The sequence below is a fragment of the Paraburkholderia sp. Ac-20336 genome (assembly GCF_017105025.1).
In the GTDB taxonomy this organism is placed as follows: domain Bacteria; phylum Pseudomonadota; class Gammaproteobacteria; order Burkholderiales; family Burkholderiaceae; genus Paraburkholderia.
On the sequence record NZ_JAAGPS010000051.1, the window covers coordinates 16,968 to 39,160 of the forward strand.

Below are 22,193 nucleotides of genomic sequence, written 5' to 3' on the forward strand. Positions count from 1 at the left end.
TTCACTCAATGCTCCTCGCGCGGCAGATACGACAGGCCACCGAGAATCGCGTCGGCGAGCGCTGCGGGCAGCAACGGCAAGAGCCGCATGCCGAATGCGAGCAGGCCCGGAAACGCGATTTCCGTGCGACCTGCCGCCAGTTTGTGCTGGATGTGCCGGGCTGCTTTGTCGGCGGACCAGAGGAACGGCTTGTCGCCGGGGAACACGTCGCTCATTGCGGTCTTCACGAAGCCTGGCAGAACGATCGACATGCGAATGCCGTCTCGCGACAGCAGCGGACGGACCGAATCGCCGTAGGCCTTGAGCGCCGCTTTGCTCGCGCAATAGGCCGGAGAAATCGCCATGCCGCGCAACGCGGCGAGCGAGCTGATCAACGCGATCTGGCCGTGTTTGCGCGCACGCATGCGGGCGATGACCGGCAGTGCTGCGTGCATCGTGCCGTAGAAGTTGGTGTCGACGATCGCCGCCGTGCGCTCCAGATCTTCCCAGTCGGCCGGCGATGCAAGCGTGCTGGCAGCGCCGGCGTTGGCGATGAGCAGGTCGATCGGGTGTGCGTCGTCGAATCGATGCAGCCAGCTTTGCATGGCGTGGGCATCGCGCACGTCTATCAGGCCGGTCTGCACTTGCGCGCCTTTTGCGCGGCAGGCTTGCGCCGACGCTTCGAGGCGCTCGGCGTCGCGCCCGACGAGGCCCAGCACGACGCCCGGCGCGGCATAAGCCAACGCGAGCGCGCAGCCGAGACCGGCACTCGCGCCGGTGATCACGATCTGGCGCGGCGCGGCTTTATGCATGCTCGGTGGCCTCCAGGCGTTGCACCGCGCCGGCTACGGCCATCGCGATGCCGGTCTTCGTATAGAAGTCGCCGTTGATCTGCGTGTGATGCACGACGTAGTCGAGAAAGGCCTGGTACAAGTTCATGTCCGGTTGCTCGGCGTCGCGCCAGAAATCGTCGAGCGAACCTTGCCAGGTCAGGCCGGGCATGTTGTAGATGGCCGTGCCCAGCGCCATCAACGGACGGCGGTGATGCAGCGCCGACAGACCCACCGTGCTGTTCACCACGACCACGCCGCGCGCATTGTCGAGCAGCGTCGGCAGATGGCCGGCGTCGATGAAACGCAGGCGCTCGGCAATGCCGAGGTCGCGTGCGAGTTTCAGCGCGTGACTGCGGTGATCGATCAGGCCGGTATCGAGCGGATGATTCTTGATGACAAGGCAGGTGTCCGCCGGCGCGTACGTCGCGAACGACGTCAGGACTTTGCTGATAGCTTGGCGCACGCCCTCGAATGGCGAGTGCACGACGATCTGCGCATCCGAATTCAGTTGCAGCGGAAAGATGTAGTACCGCTGCTTCGCGTCGAGCAGTTCCCGGGTAACCTGATCGGAGACTTTGTGATGCTGACGCTGACGCAATGCGCGCGCCGCGAGGCCCGCGTATTCGAAGAAGCCGTTTCTCGGACGATGGCTGCGGTAGTGCGGAAAGCGCGGCGCGAACAGCGCGTTGGCCGCCCGGTAGCGGATGTCGTGGAATGCGCGTTCGAAGAGGTTGTAGCCAGTATGTCGTCCCGCTGGGCTAGGCGGCGTGAAACGGCGTTGCGCCAGGTACCAGGCGGGATCGCGCGGTAATTGCGAGCGGCCGTTGACGCCGTACTGTTCCAATGTCAGCCAGTGCGGGCGGACGTAGCCTTCTTCGAATACGTGGACACGCAGGCCGTGAGTTTCGGCGATCGGGTGGATCGGGCGATGAATCTCGCGGCAGTCACCAAACATTATTACGTCGGTGAAATTTGCAGTTTTTAATCTTTTTGCATACCAGTCATTTAATTCCGCCGAGGTGCGATCGAAATTCCACGCCTCGCCATTACCGGCATACGCCAAATCACCGCCGCAGAAATTAACCCGACCGAGAGTATGACCACGTTCGCGCAATGCAACGGCGAGCCGGCTAAAAAAAGGAGAAGCCGTGCCTTGCAAGGCAAGAAAGGAACGGTGCATATCAAGTGCGTCGAAAGCGGTCCGGGTTTTGTTGAAAGACCGCGTTGGCGGCGCGGACTTCTCCCGGGACCTTGGTATCGTTTGAATAGTGGGTTGCTGGTCTAGGCAAGAACGGAGAATACAGCAATACGGGATAAAAAATAAGGGATAGTTGTTGGAAGCATACGCACATGGATGACGCACGCTCTATCCGATAGCGATAACCCGCCGCTGCCTGCTTTGCCACATCAGCAGACGGGAGACATCTGAACGTAGGACAGGTCGGTTGCGGTATAACTTCTGCAACGTGAAACCAGGTTCACGGGGACTCCAGGAACACCGTTTCTGTAGGCACTCTCTTCCGACAGAGCCGGCGAGTCCCGATAGTTCCCCAACCCTACGAGTCCGTTACGCAATCGCGAAGTTTTTTAGAAACTCCCGCAAGATCATTTCGTCAACGCCATGCTCCAGACGATTCGGCCCCATGCGCCCCAGCGACTGGAAGTCGAAGAGCTGGTCCCGCTTACGCCAATGCCTTGGCTGGATCGAAGGCGATAGACCGCCCCGCGGGGAAACGCTCAATACCGCCAGATCAATATGTTCATAACGGTCGAGCACAGATGACAGATGATCAAAATGCTCCGCCGGGAAGGACTCTCCAACCAGCCCCAAAAAAAGCGTTGGCTCGTTCCCGTTCAGGACGGCGCGAAACCGCTCGACACAACGGCTGTAATAGGCAAAGTCCTCGTCCGAGGTTATGTCCCTGTGGTTGAAGACAAAATTTATTCCGAACCTCTCCAGATAATAGGTGTGCTGGCAATAGTTCGCGTTCCTGAAACGCCGCTCCTCGACCGGAACAGCCTTGTGATAGCGGCGATCCAGAAATTTTTCAAAATCGTCCTTAATGCAATCGGCCACCATTGCGACGTTCGAGAATATCCAATCGAACGGATACGATGATTTTTTCAGCCCAAAGCGCTTTATTTCGCCCGCCGTGACGCAATGCGAGCCGATCGAGATGACGCTGGAATAACCCGGAACATTGTCCAGAGCGAGATCGAGAGACGATCTCAGAGCAATTTTTCTCTCGAGCTCCTGCCGCTCATTCGATTCGAGAAACAGATCGAGAAGCTCTGAGGCGAACTCGAATGACGGGTACTCTTCACCGTGTCGAAGATGCGCTGCCAACCCGTCGGCATCAGCCTCTCTCATGAGAACGCCGCGATATAGGCGTTTGATGTACTGCTCTTTCATATATAACTCGTTTTAGCAAGCTTAACCCAAGGGGTCACGGAACCTCCCCGACGGATTAGCCGGAAGATCGATTTCAATGTTCCCAGAGAATACGATCACTCTTGCCTTGGCCCAAGGCTGAAATCCATCCGGCTAAAGTATCACAGATCACTTCGCCAGATCATTCAACTCACCGACCCAATTCCTACAAACCCATAACGACACGCCGATGCGCTCAGACAAAGCCTTCACGCATCGGCAAGACGAATACTGCGGGCCGCCTCCAGAACTTCCGACGCTCAGACAGACTCGCCTTCCGGGAGCGGGTCCATCACGGGTTGCAGAGATCTTCGCACCGCATCTCCTGCTTTCGATCCGCCCCGCTGCTCGGCCACCACACGATCCAGAAAACTGGCCCATTGCGGCTGAATGTTTTCGTTGAGATAACGCATGCTCTGCTCTCTTCCCACCGCTCGCAAATGTTCGCGACGCTCTTCAGCGCCTTCATCGCAGATCAGATAGCCAAGCTTATTTTTCAGCGCCTCGGAATCGTATGGATCGAAATATTCGGACGCGTCGCCATAGATCTCCCGATGTACCGGGATATCCGACGCGACGATCACGCCACCACAGCGCATGGCCTCCACGCCGGAAAAATCAAAACCCTCTCCAACACTCGGACATACCGTCAGCAATGCCTCGCGGTACAGCGCTCTCAGATACGGCGCCGGCACACCCTGCAACATGACAAGACCACCTTGCTCCACGGCTGGAACGCACGCGTCCAGCGTCGCGCTATAGTCCCAACCGACATGGCCAACGAAAACAAGCCCGAGATCGGGAGCGAGTGTTTCACGAAGTGACTGCCAGGCCTCCAGCAATCGCATGTGATTCTTGCGCGGCTCCAGAGTCGATACCATTAACAGGAATCGCGCTCCCTGCCCGAATCTCTTCGAGTAGAACTCTGATTTTTCGGGCTCCGAGTTGAACCGCTTTGCCAGATTCCACTTATTCTTGCCATCTTTCGTTTCGAAGTTCCCATGCAGGTAGCGGCGAACTATTCCACCAACGCCATCCTTCTCCAGACTGCTGGGGAAATAGTGAGAGGGCAGGATATTATGGATCGTGACCGATCGAGCCTCAGCCTCCGGAAAAAGCGTGATCAAATCCTGCCGCGTCGCTTCCGAAACACAGACGAACCAGGCACCGTCACGTACGTTTGCCGCCAACGCGTGAAAATGACTGGCCTCGTGGAACGCGCGATCCGAGATGGTGTGCGGCATCAGAAGCGGCAACGCATCGTGATAGTGAACGACGAGCGCCGTACCCTTTCTGACACGCCCCGGGTAAGGCGTTTGCACGATCAGGACGTCGATACCCGAGGTATCGATAACGGGGTAGCGTGATTTCTTCAAAAACAATGCCCGGCTGATACCGGATTCGTGCATCCACCGCCAGGGCACCGGGCAAATGAAATGGTCCGCACCCAGTACTTTCTCGCGCTCGCTGGCAGGCACGCTCCTCGAAAAAATATGCTGCCATACGAAATCGCGAAAATGACTGGTTTCAAAGGACTTCAGTTTTATTGGCTTACCGAAGAAAAATGCGCCAACATGCAATCGGAACTTGATGCGCAAAGCTGTCGCGGCGTCGATAACGGCAGTCTTCCAGTCAAAATAGGTTTTGCCGCACACCGACACGACCACCTGCGAAAACCGGTGCAGCCGATCTCCGTCAGCAATCGCTTTTCCCGCGACCACGCCGCCTTTCGTGATGCGCCTGGACATTTGAATCAATCCACGCAGACGCATATTGCAGCCGAGCAGCGCGCTAAACAGCAGCCGGTTCTCCTGCGGAATGCCATAGAACCCGTCCAGCGCTGCCCGCAAATCGACCACGACTAATGGATCGCTCGTATCGTTCTTCTGTGAAAGCGGCATCTAAAATCCACGAATTTAATATTGCGGCTCAATCCAGTACGCCCACCGGTTGGCCTGAAGCCCGCTCGATGCTCAATTCTCCGATCACCTCGACCTCGATATCCTGACAGATGAAACCTCGTTCATCGAACCAGCAAATCATCTCTTGCACTGGGACTATCTGCAAAATGTAGGTCCCGGGTTTCTCGGGAGCGCGTACCTTGAGATTCGTTTGAACGGAAGATCCCCGGTTCAGGTGAGATGCAGGGAACGGCGTCCTGAGGCCATCGCGCACAACCACTGACTTGTCGCTAGACAGCCATCTATAGGATATGCTGATCGGATACCGTTCAAATCCGGTCCAATCTTGCGCGCTGTCGTTGGCCAACTCGATCGCCACGTCGAACGGCTGCCTCGCACTGACTTTGGCTGGAGCATTGTGCGTAGCGATTCGCCCGCTTCCGTCATTCACAAACAAAAAGGGCTGACTCCGGCTCTTCGAAAACCTGGCGGTCCGGGTAACAGGAAGGTATCCGGCTTGCTCACGTTCCCTGGAAATGCCCACTCTAAAGCCACGGATACGATTCAGCTTGGCGATGCAGACATTCCGGTCGAAAATCTCGGCGTTAACGTAATACCGCCCCTCGGGGAAATTCGCACAGAACGTGAAATGCATTTCGCAAACACCTCCGCCGGAAAGATCGCCTTCATCGAACTCAATGGCATTGAATTCTGAAAAGGCTTCTCCATCGCTCTCGTCATAGATGGAGAACTTGAATCTGGGTACGCTCAATCCACTGGCGACCGAGAACGTCAAATCGAAAGTCAGCAACTCACCCCAAACCTGCTTTCCACGCAAGCCGCTGCTCACAAGAATAAAATCTTCCCGCCAGCGATCATCGAATGATTTCAGGCCACCCCAGCTATCCCACCTGCGCAGCGAGCTCTCCGTAGCAACAACGCTGCGCTCGGCGTATTTCTTCTTCAGGATGTTATAAAAAATAATATCTTCGGAAAAAGCCGATTCCAGCTTCCGCCTCAGCGCGGGAGAGATATTTTCGACATCTGGCCGGCTCTTCGTGATGTTCACCTTGGACAACGCTGCCGGCGGCTCCAGGCCGATCAGGCGTGCGATATCACTCACCAGTGCGCCCATTTCCTCCTGGAAGCCCCAAACGGCGTATTTCAAAAAATTTCCGATCGCGACATCTACTCGCGAACCTTGCCCCGGGCAAATTTCATAAAAGTGATCGACATAATGCTGTACATGTTGTCTCAGCAGATAGAGATCGCCCTCGTTGATCTCCGATTGCTCCTCCGAGACATTCAAGATCCGTTGCGCGGCCGCGAATATCTCCGGTGCCTCGTCAGGAACATGATTCTGCACAATGAAAAATAGCCAACTCACCGCTCGGTCGACCGGTTCCCGCAAGCAGGTTATATATTCATATCGCGGGTCCAGATCTTCGCCGGAAAAATGCGTGTGCGAAAGGATGACGGAATATCGCCCCCCGAAACGTCGAATGACTTCCTGGTGGTTTCCCAGTGCGGTATCGGAAACACAGCCTTTTCCTAGCGCGGACTGCAACCATGCACCGAGCGCCGTACCAGCGGTCTTCGGCAAATGGTCGACAAATATACGCCCCGGATAAACACCACCGTTAGTTTTCATAAATCGATCTTCAATTTGGCTACAGGTTGGCCCTGCTGGTTCGCCACGTCGTCATGACGAGGGACAGCGATTTTCCAGGAGCCGTCCCTTATTAGCAATAGTCCGCTGCGTTTCCGTTCAGTTCGCCTGCAACTCGCGCACCGATGAGAACCTCGCTTTTCGCTCCATCGCCATACGCACTAGCGGTGCAAATATCGAGTCAATTCTTGCATTGTGTTGCTGCACGTCGAATCGAATCCCTTGCTCTGCGGCAATTGCGGACAGATCAAAAAATTCCTCGCTCGAGCACTCGAAGAGATCCATCAGTTTTTCCGTGTTAGCAACCAATCCGTCTTCATCTGCAAACAACAGAGAGGAAAGTTCCGCGCCAAGAACCTCCGGTATCCCACCACCGGAGAATGCAACCGGGACACAGCCCGCCGAGATGGCTTCCGCGATCGCCATTCCGAAATGCTCCATCGATTCCGGATCGAGCGAAGCTACGCCAAGCCCCGACGCATGCCAGTAAATAGGCGTCACGGAAAGCAATTGCAGCAGTCTGTTGCGCGAGCAATTTGTCAGAATTTCGATATTCTCGCCTTCCGCTGCGGCATAAAGCTCGGCCAGATAGCCTACGGAATCCGGATCCTTAAGGTTCACCGAGCCGACGAGCGTCAGCTTCCAGTCGAAATCCCGCCGCTTACGGCCGATTTTTTTGAAAACCTCGATCATTTCAAGCTGGCGCTTGTTATGCCCATTCTTGAAGAAGCGCCCGACGCTCAGGATATTTTTCACTCGTGCATTGCTGTCTCGCTGCTCCGTGCTGAATGCGTGGATACCTCTGGCGTCGATAGGGGGATACAACACTTCGACCGGAGCCCAGTTCCCCCAATACGTCTTCGTCCATTCGGCCGTAAAGTCGGAATTAGCCAGAATGAGGTTGTAACTCGCAAGGCATTCAGGTGTCACGTGCCGATGCGGGAAACTCAACAGATAGACCGAATAGTGCGCGCGAGAAATCAGATTGCTATGATGGGTCGTGTTAACGAACACATCATAATGCTTGGTATCCTGAGACGAGAACCCGCCTACAATAATTTTTCTGACGCCTTCCAGTTTCAGGTTGAAGTACGCGCGCAAACCGTCCAGATCGAAATCATGTGTTGAAATCAGGTCAACCCGGGCGTATTTCGAGAGGGCTTCGGCCAGATAGAGTGCTCGAAGTTCGCCACCGCCTTTGGTATTCCAATACAGGTTATATATCCCGATGGACGGCAATCTGGTTCCTCGGGAAAAAATCAGCCCCGATTTGACCCTGCCGATAAATCCTAGCGTATCGACTCTGAGATCCGGGATACCGCGAATGAATTCGAGATCCACATCTTCGAACTTCACGCCATTTGCGGCGGAATGTTCCAGGTGCTTCCAGTTCGACTGTGCGGCGGCAAGTTGTGCTTCCAGAAGATGCGGAAAATGAATCGCCATGAAACCCAGCCGATTTTTTGCGACCAGCCGTTTGAAAAGCAGCGATTTATCGCTGCTAGTCGACGCATGCTTGTGTCGCACGACGGCAGTCGGATGATAGTAGATCAACCAGCCACCCGAGCGAAGACGAATCGACAGCTCCGAATCTTCGTAGTATGCAAAGAAATCCGGTGCAAATAGCGGATAATTACCCAAAGCGGAACGCCGGATCAGCGCAACGCAACCGCATAGCGCATCGCGTGTATTCGGGGTGTCGTATTGGCCTTCGTCCACCTCATAGATGCCAATATCGCCGCACTCGCCCTCATGCGTAACGTACGATCCGGCATTATTAATTATCGGCTGCGCTTTGCCAGCCTTGCAGTCGAAGGTGACAATTTTCTTATTTTCTGGCTTGAGTTCGATGCGGACCTTCGATTGCTCAGAATCAGAGATCGTTACACTAATGTTAGCATCCGAAGCCTGTTCGTAAGCCAACGTCATCTTCAGCTTGCCAGTTCCAACGGGCACCATGAAGCGGTGTTCTTTATGAGTGTCTTGCAGCTTCGTCAGGGGAATGAGTTTTTTGTAATCGCTCAATTGCCCGAATAACTCCTTCTCGTTCAAGCGGAACGAATCATCGGAAGTTACCTTAACAGTCACAAAATCCTTATAGAACAGGATTTTTGGAATGATGGCCGCTACATTTTTCTTGCTGCTCTCTCCGAAACCCTGCAAAAGGTCTTCGATCAAACTGGGGCCGAAGCTGATGTCATTGTTCATGAGAAGCAGCAATTCACCCGCCGCCGCTTCCTGACCAATATTGTTCGCTTCGGCAAATCCAAAATTCTTCTCACTGGCGATGATCTTGATCTTGGATATCGCTTTTTTCGCTACCGATATGGATTCATCCGACGAATTATTGTCGACGAAAATGACTTCGAAATTCTTATAGGTCTGCTTTGCCAGACACTCGCCCAGCTCACGCAGATGCCTTTCGCCGTTGTAGTTCACAACGATGATGGAAATCAGCGGTGCCGCGCCGAGATCAACCGGAGTCGGATATTTGATAGACGGTGAAACCGGCGTGCTCGCCGGTGCTTTAGGCGGCGGTTCTTTCGCGCGCACCACGACCGGAGCCTTGTGCTCCTGCGTGGAATGATTGAGATCAGCGCCAGCTTTGGGTGTCGCTATCGGGTCGCTTTTCACTGGCAAAGCAGTAGCGCCAGGCGCACGTATGGCCGACAAGATGCCAATCAGATTTTCTTTAGCTCGGCTATTAGCAAGCCGGCGACGTCGGAATGGCCGCAGCATCGGCATTCCGATATTACCGTTTGCCTTGAATATCCTGGCGAGCCTCGAGCGAGTATCGTGATCGAGATTATTTTCGGACGAACGGGAAAGATCGTAAAGAACGTCGACACGATTCGCGCCTGAAACTAGCTGTGCGAGATAATGCTCCCGTCCCTCGCGATCAATCTCGCGGCCGAACATATACTTGTACGCCCCGTTTAGAAATTCTTCCGACGTGCACTCGAGAAGTTCGTAGATATTTTTAGCCATGATTTTACAATTCTTTATATGCTGTTATCGCGTCACTTACATTTTCAAACATCTTGAGCCGCCCTTTTTCCAATAGCGCGGCATGGTCGCAATGCTGCTCGATCAATTCTGTCTGGTGCGTGACAATCACCATGGCCCTATCGCCGCGCTTCTGGAAAAGCTCGACGTCACATTTTTTTGCGAATCGGTGATCCCCAACCGCCATCGCCTCATCGATCAGGAAGCAGTCGAATTCGATTGACATCGAAATGGCGAATGCCAACCGCGACCGCATACCCGCGGAATATGTTTTTACTGGTTCATTGAGGTAGTCGCCGAGTTCCGCGAACTGCTTCACGTATTCGATGGTTCTCAAAGGATCGATCCCGTACACCCGGGAAATAAGCCGGGCGTTATCCCTGCCCGTCAAGCTCCCTTGAAACGCGTCTCCGAAAGCCAACGGCCATGAAACTGTCATCGACTTTCTCAGTACCCCGGAATTGGGCAGATCGGAGCCGCTCATAATACGGATCAACGTCGATTTACCCGCACCATTTCGCCCCAGTATTCCCCATTTCTGCCCGGGCCGAACCGTCAGATTGATTTTATCGAGAACCAATCGACGATCACGCCCGTGGTGTACCGGATAGTGCTTACTTATATCAATTAGTTCTAGCATCGCTCTTGTTAATGCAAGCTGATTTTTCTGATAGAAAGACGGGTTAATCCGTACGCAAACAACATTAAGCCAAGAATTGCAAATATCGTGTACGGGATGTTGTAATACGTTGCCATCCTCATGCCATAATAGCCGTGCCGAAAATACTCGACCGCATCTATCAACGGAAACCAGAGAAGCATTTCCCGGTACTCTGACGGCAGCGTGGCCAGTGGAATGAATACACCTGAAAATGGAAGCATGAGGTACAGAATGATATGGGAAACCCTCTCGATCGACTCACTCAGCTCGGAAAGTGCCGCCATAATCAATACGAAACAGAACGAAAACCAGATGATCAGCATATAGCCACCGACCATTGCAAAAATATCATCTGGCCATTGACATATATTCAACTGGATCAGGATCATATACAGGATAAAAAAAGCGCCTGCCGATCCTGAGAATTCCAGCAAAATTCTGGAATAAATGATATCAATTGGCCGGATAGGCTGGTGATGCAAGAGTGCCCGATTCACTTCCAGCGCCTTGATTACGCGTCCGGTTCCATTCCGCCAGAACAGTAAAGTGGGATAACTGATAGATAAATATTCGGCAATCGGAAAGGCTGTTTTTTTCTCGATGTGACTAAAAATAATCATCACGCCGACAATAAACATTGCCGGCTCGGCGAGCAGCCAGAATACTCCCAGCCCCTCTCGTCCAAAGCGGGTAATCACCTCGCGCATCGTAAGGGCCCATATAACCCGCCCTTGAATGCGTGCCTTTCTCAGGAAATCGAATTCGCGCTCACCTATCATTATGCTCTCGAATTCCCGCGAAAATCACACTAAACACACCCCAGAGCAAAAGCCCAACCATCAAGGTCGACAGAACTCCTCGAATTCGTCTTGGCTCCAATGCTTCATCCGGCAGACTTGGCGTTGAGATAGACTCAAGAAACATCTGCTGCTTCTGTGCTTGAATCCGCGCCTGCTCCAAAGAACTGAGAGAGACCGCTAATTCTTTTTCGGCGAAGTCCTTGTCAAGCGAGAGCTTCTCGTATTCGACCGCATTGCTTGCCAGTGACGAATTACCCCCGGTAATTTCGCCCATTTGCTTCTGAATCTGGCTTTGAAGAGTTGCATTCTCGATTTTCAATGCCGCAATTTGAGGATTTTGCGGTGAAATCGACTCCAGCTGATGCAGCTTCGTCTCGTTGACGATTAAATCGTCCTGCAATTTACTGATCAGCTGCGCCTTGAGAGTGACCTGCGGCTCCGGACTAAACACGCCTCTCTTATTCCGGAATTCGGCTAGATTCACCGATGCCTGCTGGGCCTTTGACTTCGCATCGGTCACGCTTTGCTCAAAGAACCGGACGGCGTCCTTGTTCGCTCTTTCATTCAGCCGGTTGACCAACTCCTGGCTTTGAGCCAGCAATTCGCTGTTTATCCGCTGTGCGTCTTCCGCTGTATAGGCTTTGGTTCTGAGTGTAGTAATGTTGGACGTCGAATCGATGTCCTCGCCAATCATATGACGATAATAGTCCAGCAACTTTTCGTTGCTCCGGTCCGGCCAGAACATCCCCCCGAACCTGTTGAACAGATCGGCATCGTGATTGGTGTAAATTTTTCTGACGTCAATATCCTTTTCCAGGGTAGCCAATGCATCACGCGAGAGAATGTAGTCCCTTACCGCGTATACCCCTGAAGAAGAATTGCTCAGCCCCGCGGTCTGCAAGAACGAACTCAATCCCGTGGACTGTTGAGTCTGCTGACTATAAATAACAAAGCTGGATTCCGATATGTACACATCACTTGCCAACAGCCCGAAATACAGAATTGAAATTGCGACAGGTACGACAACAACCCCCAGAAACAACCTGTCCGCCTTCGCAAGGCGTTTTATGATATTAAAGCTCAATTCACGTCACCAATTAATTTTTAGTTGCTAAATTCCGGCCCTACGCAACTTTGTTTTTTCAGCACAAAAGGCGATTACTCTTATCTAAACGTCTGAACGCCGTAAACGATTGGATAGGCGACAGAAAAGACCACGTTCAGAAATTTTTGCAGCTCCGCGACCGGCGCATTGGACACATACAGTATGTCCTTGTTATCCATCATGAAGCTCTGGGCGACAAAGAACGAATTCGGGTCTTTCAGATTGACTCGATAGATAACAGGCACCTTGCCGTCTGCCGTAGTGCGAACAGGCTGGTTCGGCCAGTTAAGCGCGTTTGCATTTTCCATACGGAAAACGAACACACCCATGGCATCCGAACGCGAATCTTCCAGACCACCCGATCGAGCCATGGCCTGCGCGAGCGTAATGCCTTGCGCTTCGAAATTGACTTCCTGATTTTTCCCCGTGGCACCGAGAGACATGAAACTGAGCGGCTGAAAGAGCGCCGTGACAACGTCGCCCGCATGCAGCGGCACATTCTGCCGAGGATCGCGAATGACCGTTTCCAGCGGCAGCGATGCAACCGTTTCGCCTCGCGTAATTTGCAGGGTGATCTTATCGACAGGCTGCTTCACACCCCCAGCAGCCGCCAGCGCATCGAGCACGCGCTCACCGCGAGCACTCAATGCCATCCTGTTGCTGCTTGCCACATCGCCCACGACGGTCACGTAAGAAGTCGCATTGTGCGAGAGCTTCACCAACACCTGCGGGTCGTGTGCAATATTCTTGAGTTTTGCAGCGATGTCGCGTTGCAATTCGAACGGCGTCCGGCCTGCAGCCTTCACTTCGCCCGCGAAGGGCACACTGATTTTGCCGCTTCCGTCGATGGTTTGATCCGGCAGAACCGTTACGCGAGCATTACTCGCACCGCCTTTTGATTCGAGTTGCTCCGCACCAAACAAGGTGGCCGGCGGAGCTTCCCAGATCGACACCTCGATCGTATCGCCCACACCGAGTTGCTGCTGGAAAGATGTGCTATTACCGAGCGAACGGGCAAAATCACCGACGCTACGCTCGGCAAATAGCTTTCGCGCGACGTCATCCGTTACGTCAACGATCTGAATTCCGCTGGTAACAGCGGAGTCAGCCTCGCGAGTAATCTGCGCCCGGCTAGGACCGGAACTTGGGAGAGTGGAACACCCCGACAGCAGAACTACGCCCCCGATAAATGCAACCCCGAAAGTACTGCGCAGCAAACGATACATTTAGGATGTGTCTGAATAATATTATGGAATATGGCCGGCGCGAATTGTCTCATGCAACAACTTGAAATAGCGTACGTTACGAGAAAAATACAACGCAATTCGGCACACGCGATGACACGGTCACGTCACGGATAGACGATACCGTCACACTACGCTAGTGCAGTTGTGTCCAGGATGGCTTGACCTCTAGCGACACTGTCGTCTCGCTGTCGTCTTCTTACGCGCAATAGCCGACCATAGGCGAAAACGCCGCCTGAGCGCTCATGAGGCAGGCGCAGCACACAGCATAACCAATCGATACCATCCCACAGAGATTCTGCCAGACTTTCGGAAGGCTATCGAGCGTCGAGTACCATCAAAAGCTGCTGTAAAGCTTCGCTCGGCCCTAATTCCGCAGTATTCAACCGCAACTCCGGATTGAGTGGAGACTCGTAAGGCGAACCAATCCCGGTAAATAGAGGCAGGGAGCCTTCTCTAGCTTTCTTGTAAAGTCCCTTTACGTCCCTGCTTTCCACGACTGCGAGCGGCGCATCCACGTGTACTTCAAAAAACTGGCCGTCATCAAACAATTCCCGCGCGGCATCCCTGTCCGCCCGAAAAGGAGAGATAAGCGAAGCGATGACGGTGACGCCCGCATCGACCATCAATCGAGCGACCGCTGAAGCTCTCCTGATGCTTTCGTGACGACTGGCATCGGAAAAATCCAGATCGCTGTTGAGGCCCAACCGAAGGCGATCGCCGTCGAGAATAAAGGTGTGAAATGCGCGAGCACGCAACTCTGTATCGAGCAGATTGGCTAATGTCGACTTGCCTGCACCAGACAAACCGGTCAACCAGATGACCTGTGGACGCGGCTGCCTCATTAAAACCCGGTGTCCTCTGGCACTCACGGGCGGCGTCGAAGCCTGGAGACCTTTATGAGTTGCTTCCATCATTTCTTGTTTGTTATGGGTCAAGATCCACAGTCGTATGCCTGTTCGATATTTTAGGCGGGAGACTGCGCTCGGAAATTCAAGCACGGGGCTTGAACATGCGTGCGCAACGGCCATTGCGCAGTCTGCTGGACATTGCAGGGTCACTCGCGCCAATGTTCGCACCAACAGAACCATTAGCCAACGAATTCTCTACAAAGTCGTTACAAAACGCATCGCCGAATTCTCTCATGCACTCGGGTAAAATGGCTCACTGTAAAAAAAAAGCCACACTCTGACGGGCAAAAACAAGTTCTGCACGACAATCGATAAAAATCTGCTGCAACACCACACGTGTCAACCATTTTCCTAGACGTCACGCGCCTCCTGACACGCCTTTACGAAGGCCGCTTGCCCACCGGTATAGATCGCGTCGGACTCGCCTATATAGAGAGATACCATCGGAACGCCCGCGCCGTTCTCAGTGAGCGCGGCTTTTCCACGGTCCTGACTGAGCGAGACTCGCAGCAAACGTTTGCACAACTTCTTTCATCGACCTGGAGCAGAAGCGCAATTCGCGCACTCATCATGCGCGCGTGCCTTAATCGCCTGCAGGAATCAAGACTTAACGGAATATTGTTGCATACCAGTCACAGCGGCATGGAATTCAGTCGTTATTACAAAACTTTGACAAAACGTCAAATTCGCCCCGTATTGATGGTCCACGATTTAATTCCGTTGACTCACGCCGAATACTGTCGCCCCGGCGTCGATGCTACGCATCGCAATCGCATGCACACCACGTTGAGGCACGCCAGCGGGCTAATCATGAATTCGCAAGCCACGCTCGACTCGATGACAGCCGAAGCCGCACGCGCCAATCTTTCGCTGCCACCGACGGTCGTCGCCCACCTCGCGTCGGGCGTCACCCCATGTCCGCAAGCGCCGCGCCCCATTGCCGCGCCCTACTTTGTGATGCTCGGCACCATCGAGCCGCGCAAAAACCACTGGTTCATGCTTCACCTCTGGCGCCGCCTGGTCGAACAGCTCGGCACCGCGGCACCCAAGCTCGTAATAATTGGCCGACGCGGCTGGGAATGCGAAAACGTCATTGACATGCTGGAACGTTGCGAATCGTTAAAAGGAGCCCTAATAGAAGAGGCTCACTGTTCCGACGAGAAACTACACGCCTATCTACAGCACTGCCAGGCACTGCTATTCCCTTCCTTCGTCGAAGGCTACGGCATGCCGCTCGCTGAAGCGCTCTCGCTAAAAGTACCGGTGCTCGCAAGCGACCTCGCCGTCTTTCACGAAATCGCCGACGACATTCCCGACTATCTGGACCCGCTCGATGGCCCCGGCTGGCTATCCCGCATTCAGGCCTACGCGCAACCCAATAACCCCGAGCGCGACGCGCAGCTAATCCGCATCGAACGATTTCGCGAACCGACGTGGACCGCGCATTTCGAACGCGTCGATGCCTTTCTGGAAACGCTGCGTTAAATGAAGCACCCTGTCGTCGCCAGCGAAAAGGCAGTTGCAAACCCTGCCATTGATCTGCGAAGTGTTACGTGTGGTTTGCGTCTGTGGAGCGGACTCCGCCGGCGAAGCGTCGAGCATGCGTGGATCGATCGTTGGCATGGACGCCTTGTATTACACATCGCGCGTCTACTCCGCAGGCAAATCGACGCAGCGTGGCCGGGACCAGTCTGGTCACGTGGTCCGGCGGGTACGCCATTGTTGTCGTGGTTCTCGATACCCGTTACCGATGCCAGCGCCGCCGCGTTCGTCACCGCGCTCCATCAGGCACTCACGGAAACAATCGAACGGAATCGCAACGCCGAGGCATCGCCGGAATTGCAACGGCTGATGCGGCGGTTCGCACGCGGTAGTGCACCGGCAACGCGTCACTTGCAATTCCATTGCCCTATTGCACTACTGGAACCACGCAACTGCGAGCGCATACTACTGATCGACGAACGTTCGCAGTCGCAAGGACTGGGCGCAACGGTAACGCGCCACTCGTCCAGAGCTTTCGAGCGCATGCTGCAAGCCGCGATTCGCACGCATCCACAAGCTGAATTCTGGATCGCGCAATCGAACGATCCGGGTCGCGGCCGCTGGCTTTCCACATTGTCTCAACCCGCACAGCCGTTGACGATTCGCCGCTTCGCCGAACACGAATCGCTATGCGCCGCGCTGCCCCACGTCGATCACGTCTATACGCTAGGCGCGTCCGAAGGCATGCATGCACTTCTGGCCGGCGTACCCGTACACGTATTCGGCGCAGCGTATTACGCGGGTTGGGGTTTGACCGACGACGCTCTTCATTTTCCAGACCGCACCGCCCGTCCCACGCTCACGACATTATTTGACGTCGTGTTTCTCCAGTTCACCCGCTATCTGAATCCAGCCACACACACGCCCGGCACGCTCGACGATTTACTCGACAGCATCGAATTACAGCATGCCGTCCAGCAACGATTCGCCGACCTGCACCATGTGGCCGCACTGCACTTCCAATGGTGGAAGCGCCCATTCGCGACACCGTACATCACGGCAGGTAATGCCACGCTGCGTTGGACTCGAGAATCGCAATCCGTACAAACACACGAATGCGCAGTACTGTGGGGCGCACGCAGCGCTGAGGGTCTCGCACCGGAAGTTCGCCGCGTCAGAATCGAAGACGGCTTCTTTCATTCGACGGGTCTCGGCTCCGATATGATCGCGCCGTGCAGTCAGGTGATCGATCGTCGTGGACTCTATTTCGACGCGAGTCAGCCCAGCGACCTCAGCGTGCTGCTCAACGAGACGAATTTCAGCGCGGCCGAACTCTCGCGTGCCGCTGCTCTGCGCGAGCGCGTCGTCAAGCTCGGCGTCACGAAGTACAACCTGGGTCGACGCCGCCCGCTCTGGAGCGCACCGGTCGGCAAACCGATCATCCTGGTCCCCGGCCAGGTCGCCGACGATGCCTCGATCCGCCTCGGCACCCGCGCCATTGGCACCGCCGACGCGCTGCTACGCGAAGTACGCCGATTGCGTCCCGATGCATTCGTCGTCTACAAACCGCATCCGGACGTGCTCTCGGGAAATCGCCAGGGCCTGATCGACGCACAGCAGCTCGCAGACGTCGTCGACACCGAAGCGGACCTGCTGTCCCTCGTCAATGTGGCGGATGAAGTTCACACGCTGTCGTCGCTCGCGGGCTTCGACGCGCTATTGCGCGGCAAAGCGGTCCATACGTACGGCCTGCCGTTCTACGCCGGCTGGGGACTTACCCACGACGCGCTCGCGCCGCTGCCGTGGCGTCATCGAACGTTGACGCTCGATATGCTGTGCGCGGGCGTGCTGCTGCGTTATCCGCTGTACTTCGACTGGAAAACGCGTCTCTTCACGACACCGGAAGCCGTGGTCGAACAACTGGCACCGCGAGCGGCACGGCCTTTGGAAAAAGTACGCGGCAACCGGCTGCGACCGCTTCTCAAGGCTTTTCGCTGGACCCGCAATGCCATCCGCCACACCGCATGGCGCCTCCGGCAAAAGCGCGCGTCACGAGTCCAGTAAGGCAAACCGGCCAGACAAAACAAAAGCCCCGCAAGATCGCAATCTTGCGGGGCTTTTTTCGCGGCTAACGCCAGAGCTCTACCACCTCACCGCGACATCATATGCATACTCACGTTATGCATCACCCACAACGTCCCGCCGACCACAATAACCGCGGTCAGCACGGTAAACGCAAACGCCACCACGTTCCAGCGCTGCGACGACGACGCGTTCATATGCAGGAAGAAAACCAGATGCACGAGAATCTGCACGAGCGCGAGGCCCGAGATTGCGAACAGTGCGCTCTGGCCCGTCAGCGTGCCGTTCATGACAAGCGCGAATGCCGCGACGGTCAGGATGACGGAAAGCACGAAGCCGGTCGTATAGCTGCCGAAGCTGCCGTGGCCTCCGTCCGAATGCGCGCCATGGGCGTTATGACTATGGTCCATTAGATCACGCTCGCAAGATAGACAAAGGTGAAGACGCCGATCCACACGACGTCGAGGAAGTGCCAGAAAAGGCTCAGGCACGTCAGGCGAATCATGTCGCGTTCGGTCAGGTCGCGATGACGCATCACCTGGATGGACAGCACGATCATCCAGATCAGGCCGAACGTCACGTGCAGGCCGTGCGTGCCGACCAGCGTGAAGAACGACGACAGGAACGCGCTGCGGCCCGGACCCGCGCCTTCGGCAATCAGGTGCGAGAACTCGCGCATTTCCAGCACCAGAAACGCGACGCCGAGCAGGAACGTCACGGCGAGCCAGCCGAGCAGCGCGCCCTTGCGGTTCTTGTGCGCGCCGAGCATCGCGAAGCCGTACGTGATGCTCGAGAGCAGCAGCATCGCCGTTTCGAGCGCGACGCCCGGAATCTCGAACAGGTCCTTGCCGCTCGGGCCGCCCGCGAACTGGTGGCTCATCACCGCGAACACGGCGAACAGCGCCGCGAAGATGATGCAGTCGGTCATCAGGTACAGCCAGAAGCCGAACACCGAGTGCGACGGCACATGGTCCGGCGCGAGTTGCGGCTCAACCGCGATAGTCTTCTGTAGCATCAGTCCACCTCCAGCGCGACCTGCCTGTCGGCGTTTGCACCGACGCCGGCCGCGACGGCGGCACCGCCGCCGTTACGTTTCTCTTCAATCAGCGCGACAGTGTCGGCCGGAATGTAATAGCCCTCGTTGTCCTGGAAGCTGTAGATGATCACGGTGCCGATCGCGCCGACAAAGCCGATGATCGCCAGCCACCAGATGTGCCACACGCCGGCAAAGCCGAGCACCAGCGAGAACAGACCCACCAGAAGACCCGCGGACGTATTCGACGGCATGTGAATGTCGCGATACGCCGGCACCTTCTGGACGCCCTTGCGCGACTTCATTTCGCTGAACGCGTCGAGCGAGCGGATCGTCGGGATATGCGCGAAGTTATAAGCCGGCGGCGGCGAGCTCGTCGCCCATTCCAGCGTATGACCGTCCCACGGATCGCCCGTGAAGTCGCGGTTTTGCGGCAGGTTGCGATCGCGGATGCTGACGAACAGCTGCAGCAGCTGGCAGGCGATACCGATGGCGATCAGCACCGCGCCGAACGCGGCGGCGATCAGCCACGGATGCCATGCCGGGTTGTCGTAGTGATTCAGACGGCGCGTCATGCCCATGAAACCGAGCACGTAGAGCGGCATGAACGCGACCCAGAAGCCGATCTGCCAGAACCAGAACGCGGCCTTGCCGAGCTTCTCGTTGAGCTTGAAGCCGAACGCCTTCGGGAACCAGTAGTTGAAGCCAGCCAGATAGCCGAACAGCACGCCACCGATAATCACGTTGTGGAAGTGAGCGATCAGGAACAGGCTGTTGTGCAGCATGAAGTCCGCACCCGGAATCGCCAGCATCACACCGGTCATGCCGCCGATCGTGAACGTGACCATGAAGCCGAGGGTCCACAGAATCGGCGTCGTGAACTGCAGACGGCCCTTGTAGATCGTGAACAGCCAGTTGAACACCTTAACGCCGGTCGGAATCGCAATCACCATCGTCGCGATACCGAAGAACGCATTGACGTCGGCGCCCGAACCCATCGTGAAGAAGTGGTGCAGCCACACGAGGAACGACAGCACCATGATCGCGCAGGTCGCCCATACCATCGTCTTGTAGCCGAACAGCGGCTTCTTCGCGAAGGTCGCGACGACTTCCGAGAAGATACCGAACGCCGGCAGGATCAGGATGTACACCTCGGGGTGACCCCAGGCCCAGATCAGGTTCAGGTACAGCATCGCGTTGCCGCCGGCTTCGTTCGTGAAGAAGTGCATGCCGAGGTAGCGGTCGAGACCGAGCAGCGCGAGCGTGACGGTCAGGATCGGGAACGACGCCATGATCAGCACGTTCGTGCACAGCGCGGTCCACGTGAACACCGGCATCTTCATGAACGACATGCCGGGCGCGCGCATCTTCACGATCGTCACGAAGAAGTTCACGCCGGTCAGCAAGGTGCCGATACCGGAGAGCTGCAGGCTCCACAGGTAATAGTCGACGCCGACGCCGGGGCTGAACTGCAATTCGGACAGCGGCGGATAAGCGAGCCAGCCGGTCTGGCCGAATTCGCCGATCACGAGCGAGACGTTGATCAGGATCGCGCTGACCGCCGTCATCCAGAAGCTCAGCGAGTTGATGAACGGGAACGCGACGTCGCGCGCGCCGATCTGCAGCGGCACGACGAGGTTCATCAGGCCGACCATGAACGTCATCGCCATGAAGAAGATCATAATGACGCCGTGCGCGGTGAAGATCTGGTCGTAGTGATGCGGCGGCAGAAAGCCCGGGCTCAGATAGGCCAGCGCCAGCTGCATGCGCATCATGATCGCGTCGGCGAAACCGCGCAGCAGCATGATGAAGGCGATAACGATATACATCACACCGATCTTCTTATGATCGACGGACGTCAGCCATTCGCTCCACAGGTAGCGCCATTTGCCGAGATACGTGATTGCGCCGAGCACGGCCAGCGCGGCGAGCACCATGCCGGCGCCTGCCGTGACGATGATTGGCTCGTGATACGGAATCGCATCGAGCGTTAGTTTTCCGAACATGCGTTACCCCTTAGGCGCACAGTTGGCGTCCTTCATGTCGTCGAGGACGTTGCCGTTGTTGTATCGCGCAATGATGTTGTTGAAGAGCTTCGGATCGACGGTCGAGAAGTAGCGCACCGGGTCCTTCTCGCTCGGCTCCGACACCGCGTGATAGCGGTCCATGTCGAGGCGGTCCGAGGAAGCGCGCACCTTGGCGACCCATGCGTTGAAGTCTTCAGGCGACGTCGCGAGCGCGCGGAACTTCATGTCCGAGAAGCCCTTGCCGCTGAAGTTCGCGGTGAGGCCCGCGTAGTCGCCGGCGTGGTCGGCGATCAGGTGCAGGCGCGTTTGCATGCCGGCCATCGCATAGATCTGGCCGCCCAGCTGCGGGATGAAGAACGAGTTCATCACCGTGTCCGACGTGATACGGAAGTTGACCGGCGTGCCGACCGGGAACGCCAGCTGGTTCACCGACGCGATGCCGAGGTCCGGATAGATGAACAGCCATTTCCAGTCGAGCGCGACGACTTCGACGTTGATCGGCTTGACCTGCGACTCGAGCGGACGATACGGATCGAGCTCATGCGTGCTCTTCCACGTCAACACGGCGAGGAACAGAATGATCAGCGCCGGAATCGTCCAGACGGCGATTTCGACAGCCGTCGAATGAGTCCAACCCGGACGGTATTCGGCGTTCCTGTTCGACGCGCGATAACGCCATGCGAACAGCAGCGTCAGCGCGATGACCGGAATCACCACGATCAGCATGGCCCACGTGGAAGTCGCGATCAGATCGCGCTCCGCCACGCCCACACTCCCCTTCGGATTCAGAATATCGAGGTTGCTGCAACCCGAAAGCAGCAACATGAGACCGGCGGAAAGAAAGCTTGCCGATCCTCGCAGAGCGCGCCCTTTCATATCCACAGCCTCTTTTTTACGACTTCAACGAACGTCATTCGACGGCTCTCCATAAATAAGCGCTCGCATAATAGGGGCGCGCCGAGTGTCGATAAACACTCGATTTAGCAACGATCTATTGCGCCGTAACGCTGTGTGACACGTTGCCGCACA

At 55.9% G+C, this 22,193-nt stretch carries 17 protein-coding genes; 2 read left to right on the forward strand and 15 right to left on the reverse strand.

Translation table 11 applies throughout. From position 1 onward, the window contains the following. Positions 1–5: 5 nt before the first annotated feature. From GXB81_RS16325 to cysC, 11 genes are all read right to left on the reverse strand, one after another. Positions 6–791 (reverse strand): SDR family NAD(P)-dependent oxidoreductase, encoded by a 786-nt coding sequence (locus GXB81_RS16325; protein ID WP_167284991.1) that lies wholly within the window; start codon positions 789–791, stop codon positions 6–8. After that, positions 784–1,992 (reverse strand): capsular biosynthesis protein, encoded by a 1,209-nt coding sequence (locus GXB81_RS16330; protein ID WP_167049469.1) that lies wholly within the window; start codon positions 1,990–1,992, stop codon positions 784–786. Before GXB81_RS16330 ends, GXB81_RS16325 begins: the two co-directional genes overlap by 8 nt. 387 nt (positions 1,993–2,379) lie before the next feature. Continuing rightward, positions 2,380–3,225, reverse strand: a complete 846-nt coding sequence (locus GXB81_RS16335; protein ID WP_205989770.1) for a DUF1796 family putative cysteine peptidase — start codon at positions 3,223–3,225, stop codon at positions 2,380–2,382. 278 nt (positions 3,226–3,503) lie between these two features. Beyond that, entirely contained in the window at positions 3,504–5,144 is a 1,641-nt protein-coding gene (locus GXB81_RS16340) for a glycosyltransferase family 1 protein (protein ID WP_205989771.1), read from the reverse strand. Between the two features lie 28 nt (positions 5,145–5,172). Continuing rightward, entirely contained in the window at positions 5,173–6,795 is a 1,623-nt protein-coding gene (locus tag GXB81_RS16345; RefSeq protein ID WP_205989772.1) for a Wzt carbohydrate-binding domain-containing protein, read from the reverse strand. Positions 6,796–6,912: 117 nt separating this feature from the next. Continuing rightward, positions 6,913–9,801 carry a glycosyltransferase gene (locus GXB81_RS16350; protein WP_205989773.1) on the reverse strand — a complete coding sequence of 963 codons (2,889 nt, stop codon included), beginning with the start codon at positions 9,799–9,801 and terminating at the stop codon, positions 6,913–6,915. 4 nt (positions 9,802–9,805) lie between these two features. Further along, positions 9,806–10,459, reverse strand: coding sequence for an ABC transporter ATP-binding protein (locus GXB81_RS16355; RefSeq protein ID WP_167049438.1), 654 nt, complete (start codon positions 10,457–10,459; stop codon positions 9,806–9,808). An 8-nt stretch (positions 10,460–10,467) separates the two neighbouring features. Next, positions 10,468–11,259, reverse strand: a complete 792-nt coding sequence (locus tag GXB81_RS16360) for an ABC transporter permease (RefSeq protein ID WP_167049439.1) — start codon at positions 11,257–11,259, stop codon at positions 10,468–10,470. Beyond that, complete coding sequence (locus GXB81_RS16365) at positions 11,249–12,364, reverse strand: hypothetical protein (protein WP_205989774.1); 1,116 nt, start codon at positions 12,362–12,364, stop codon at positions 11,249–11,251. The genes GXB81_RS16360 and GXB81_RS16365 overlap by 11 nt, the downstream gene beginning before the upstream one ends. An 80-nt stretch (positions 12,365–12,444) precedes the next feature. Continuing rightward, positions 12,445–13,611, reverse strand: a complete 1,167-nt coding sequence (locus tag GXB81_RS16370) for a polysaccharide biosynthesis/export family protein (RefSeq protein ID WP_167049443.1) — start codon at positions 13,609–13,611, stop codon at positions 12,445–12,447. Between the two features lie 335 nt (positions 13,612–13,946). Continuing rightward, complete coding sequence (cysC, locus tag GXB81_RS16375) at positions 13,947–14,567, reverse strand: adenylyl-sulfate kinase (RefSeq protein ID WP_241016403.1); 621 nt, start codon at positions 14,565–14,567, stop codon at positions 13,947–13,949. A 309-nt stretch (positions 14,568–14,876) separates the two neighbouring features. Between cysC and GXB81_RS16380 the strand changes: the two genes are divergently transcribed. Both GXB81_RS16380 and GXB81_RS16385 read left to right on the forward strand, forming a co-directional pair. Then, positions 14,877–16,025: a glycosyltransferase family 1 protein gene (locus GXB81_RS16380; RefSeq protein WP_167049445.1), complete on the forward strand. Its 1,149-nt coding sequence runs from the start codon at positions 14,877–14,879 to the stop codon at positions 16,023–16,025. Next, entirely contained in the window at positions 16,026–18,086 is a 2,061-nt protein-coding gene (locus GXB81_RS16385; protein ID WP_205989775.1) for a capsular biosynthesis protein, read from the forward strand. 86 nt (positions 18,087–18,172) lie between these two features. On the opposite strand, the gene cyoD is transcribed toward GXB81_RS16385, so the two are convergent. From cyoD to cyoA, 4 genes are read right to left on the reverse strand one after another with little or no spacing between them, the layout of a single operon-like run. Next, positions 18,173–18,514 carry a cytochrome o ubiquinol oxidase subunit IV gene (cyoD, locus tag GXB81_RS16390; protein WP_167049447.1) on the reverse strand — a complete coding sequence of 114 codons (342 nt, stop codon included), beginning with the start codon at positions 18,512–18,514 and terminating at the stop codon, positions 18,173–18,175. Beyond that, a complete protein-coding gene (cyoC, locus tag GXB81_RS16395; protein WP_167049449.1) occupies positions 18,514–19,119 on the reverse strand; it encodes a cytochrome o ubiquinol oxidase subunit III in 606 nt (201 codons plus the stop codon). The genes cyoD and cyoC overlap by 1 nt, the downstream gene beginning before the upstream one ends. Then, a complete protein-coding gene (cyoB, locus tag GXB81_RS16400) occupies positions 19,119–21,143 on the reverse strand; it encodes a cytochrome o ubiquinol oxidase subunit I (protein ID WP_205989776.1) in 2,025 nt (674 codons plus the stop codon). Before cyoB ends, cyoC begins: the two co-directional genes overlap by 1 nt. A gap of 3 nt (positions 21,144–21,146) precedes the next feature. Continuing rightward, positions 21,147–22,040: a ubiquinol oxidase subunit II gene (gene cyoA / locus GXB81_RS16405; RefSeq protein ID WP_167049453.1), complete on the reverse strand. Its 894-nt coding sequence runs from the start codon at positions 22,038–22,040 to the stop codon at positions 21,147–21,149. Positions 22,041–22,193 lie beyond the last annotated feature (153 nt).

Coding starts and splice junctions, on each gene's coding strand:
- cyoA (WP_167049453.1), bottom strand. CDS start 22,040: ATGAAAGGGCGCGCTCTGCGAGGATCGGCAAGCTTTCTTTCCGCCGGT.
- GXB81_RS16325 (WP_167284991.1), bottom strand. CDS start 791: ATGCATAAAGCCGCGCCGCGCCAGATCGTGATCACCGGCGCGAGTGCC.
- GXB81_RS16350 (WP_205989773.1), bottom strand. CDS start 9,801: ATGGCTAAAAATATCTACGAACTTCTCGAGTGCACGTCGGAAGAATTT.
- GXB81_RS16345 (WP_205989772.1), bottom strand. CDS start 6,795: ATGAAAACTAACGGTGGTGTTTATCCGGGGCGTATATTTGTCGACCAT.
- GXB81_RS16330 (WP_167049469.1), bottom strand. CDS start 1,992: ATGCACCGTTCCTTTCTTGCCTTGCAAGGCACGGCTTCTCCTTTTTTT.
- GXB81_RS16385 (WP_205989775.1), top strand. CDS start 16,026: ATGAAGCACCCTGTCGTCGCCAGCGAAAAGGCAGTTGCAAACCCTGCC.
- GXB81_RS16335 (WP_205989770.1), bottom strand. CDS start 3,225: ATGAAAGAGCAGTACATCAAACGCCTATATCGCGGCGTTCTCATGAGA.
- cyoD (WP_167049447.1), bottom strand. CDS start 18,514: ATGGACCATAGTCATAACGCCCATGGCGCGCATTCGGACGGAGGCCAC.
- GXB81_RS16355 (WP_167049438.1), bottom strand. CDS start 10,459: ATGCTAGAACTAATTGATATAAGTAAGCACTATCCGGTACACCACGGG.
- cyoB (WP_205989776.1), bottom strand. CDS start 21,143: ATGTTCGGAAAACTAACGCTCGATGCGATTCCGTATCACGAGCCAATC.
- GXB81_RS16360 (WP_167049439.1), bottom strand. CDS start 11,259: ATGATAGGTGAGCGCGAATTCGATTTCCTGAGAAAGGCACGCATTCAA.
- cyoC (WP_167049449.1), bottom strand. CDS start 19,119: ATGCTACAGAAGACTATCGCGGTTGAGCCGCAACTCGCGCCGGACCAT.
- GXB81_RS16370 (WP_167049443.1), bottom strand. CDS start 13,611: ATGTATCGTTTGCTGCGCAGTACTTTCGGGGTTGCATTTATCGGGGGC.
- GXB81_RS16340 (WP_205989771.1), bottom strand. CDS start 5,144: ATGCCGCTTTCACAGAAGAACGATACGAGCGATCCATTAGTCGTGGTC.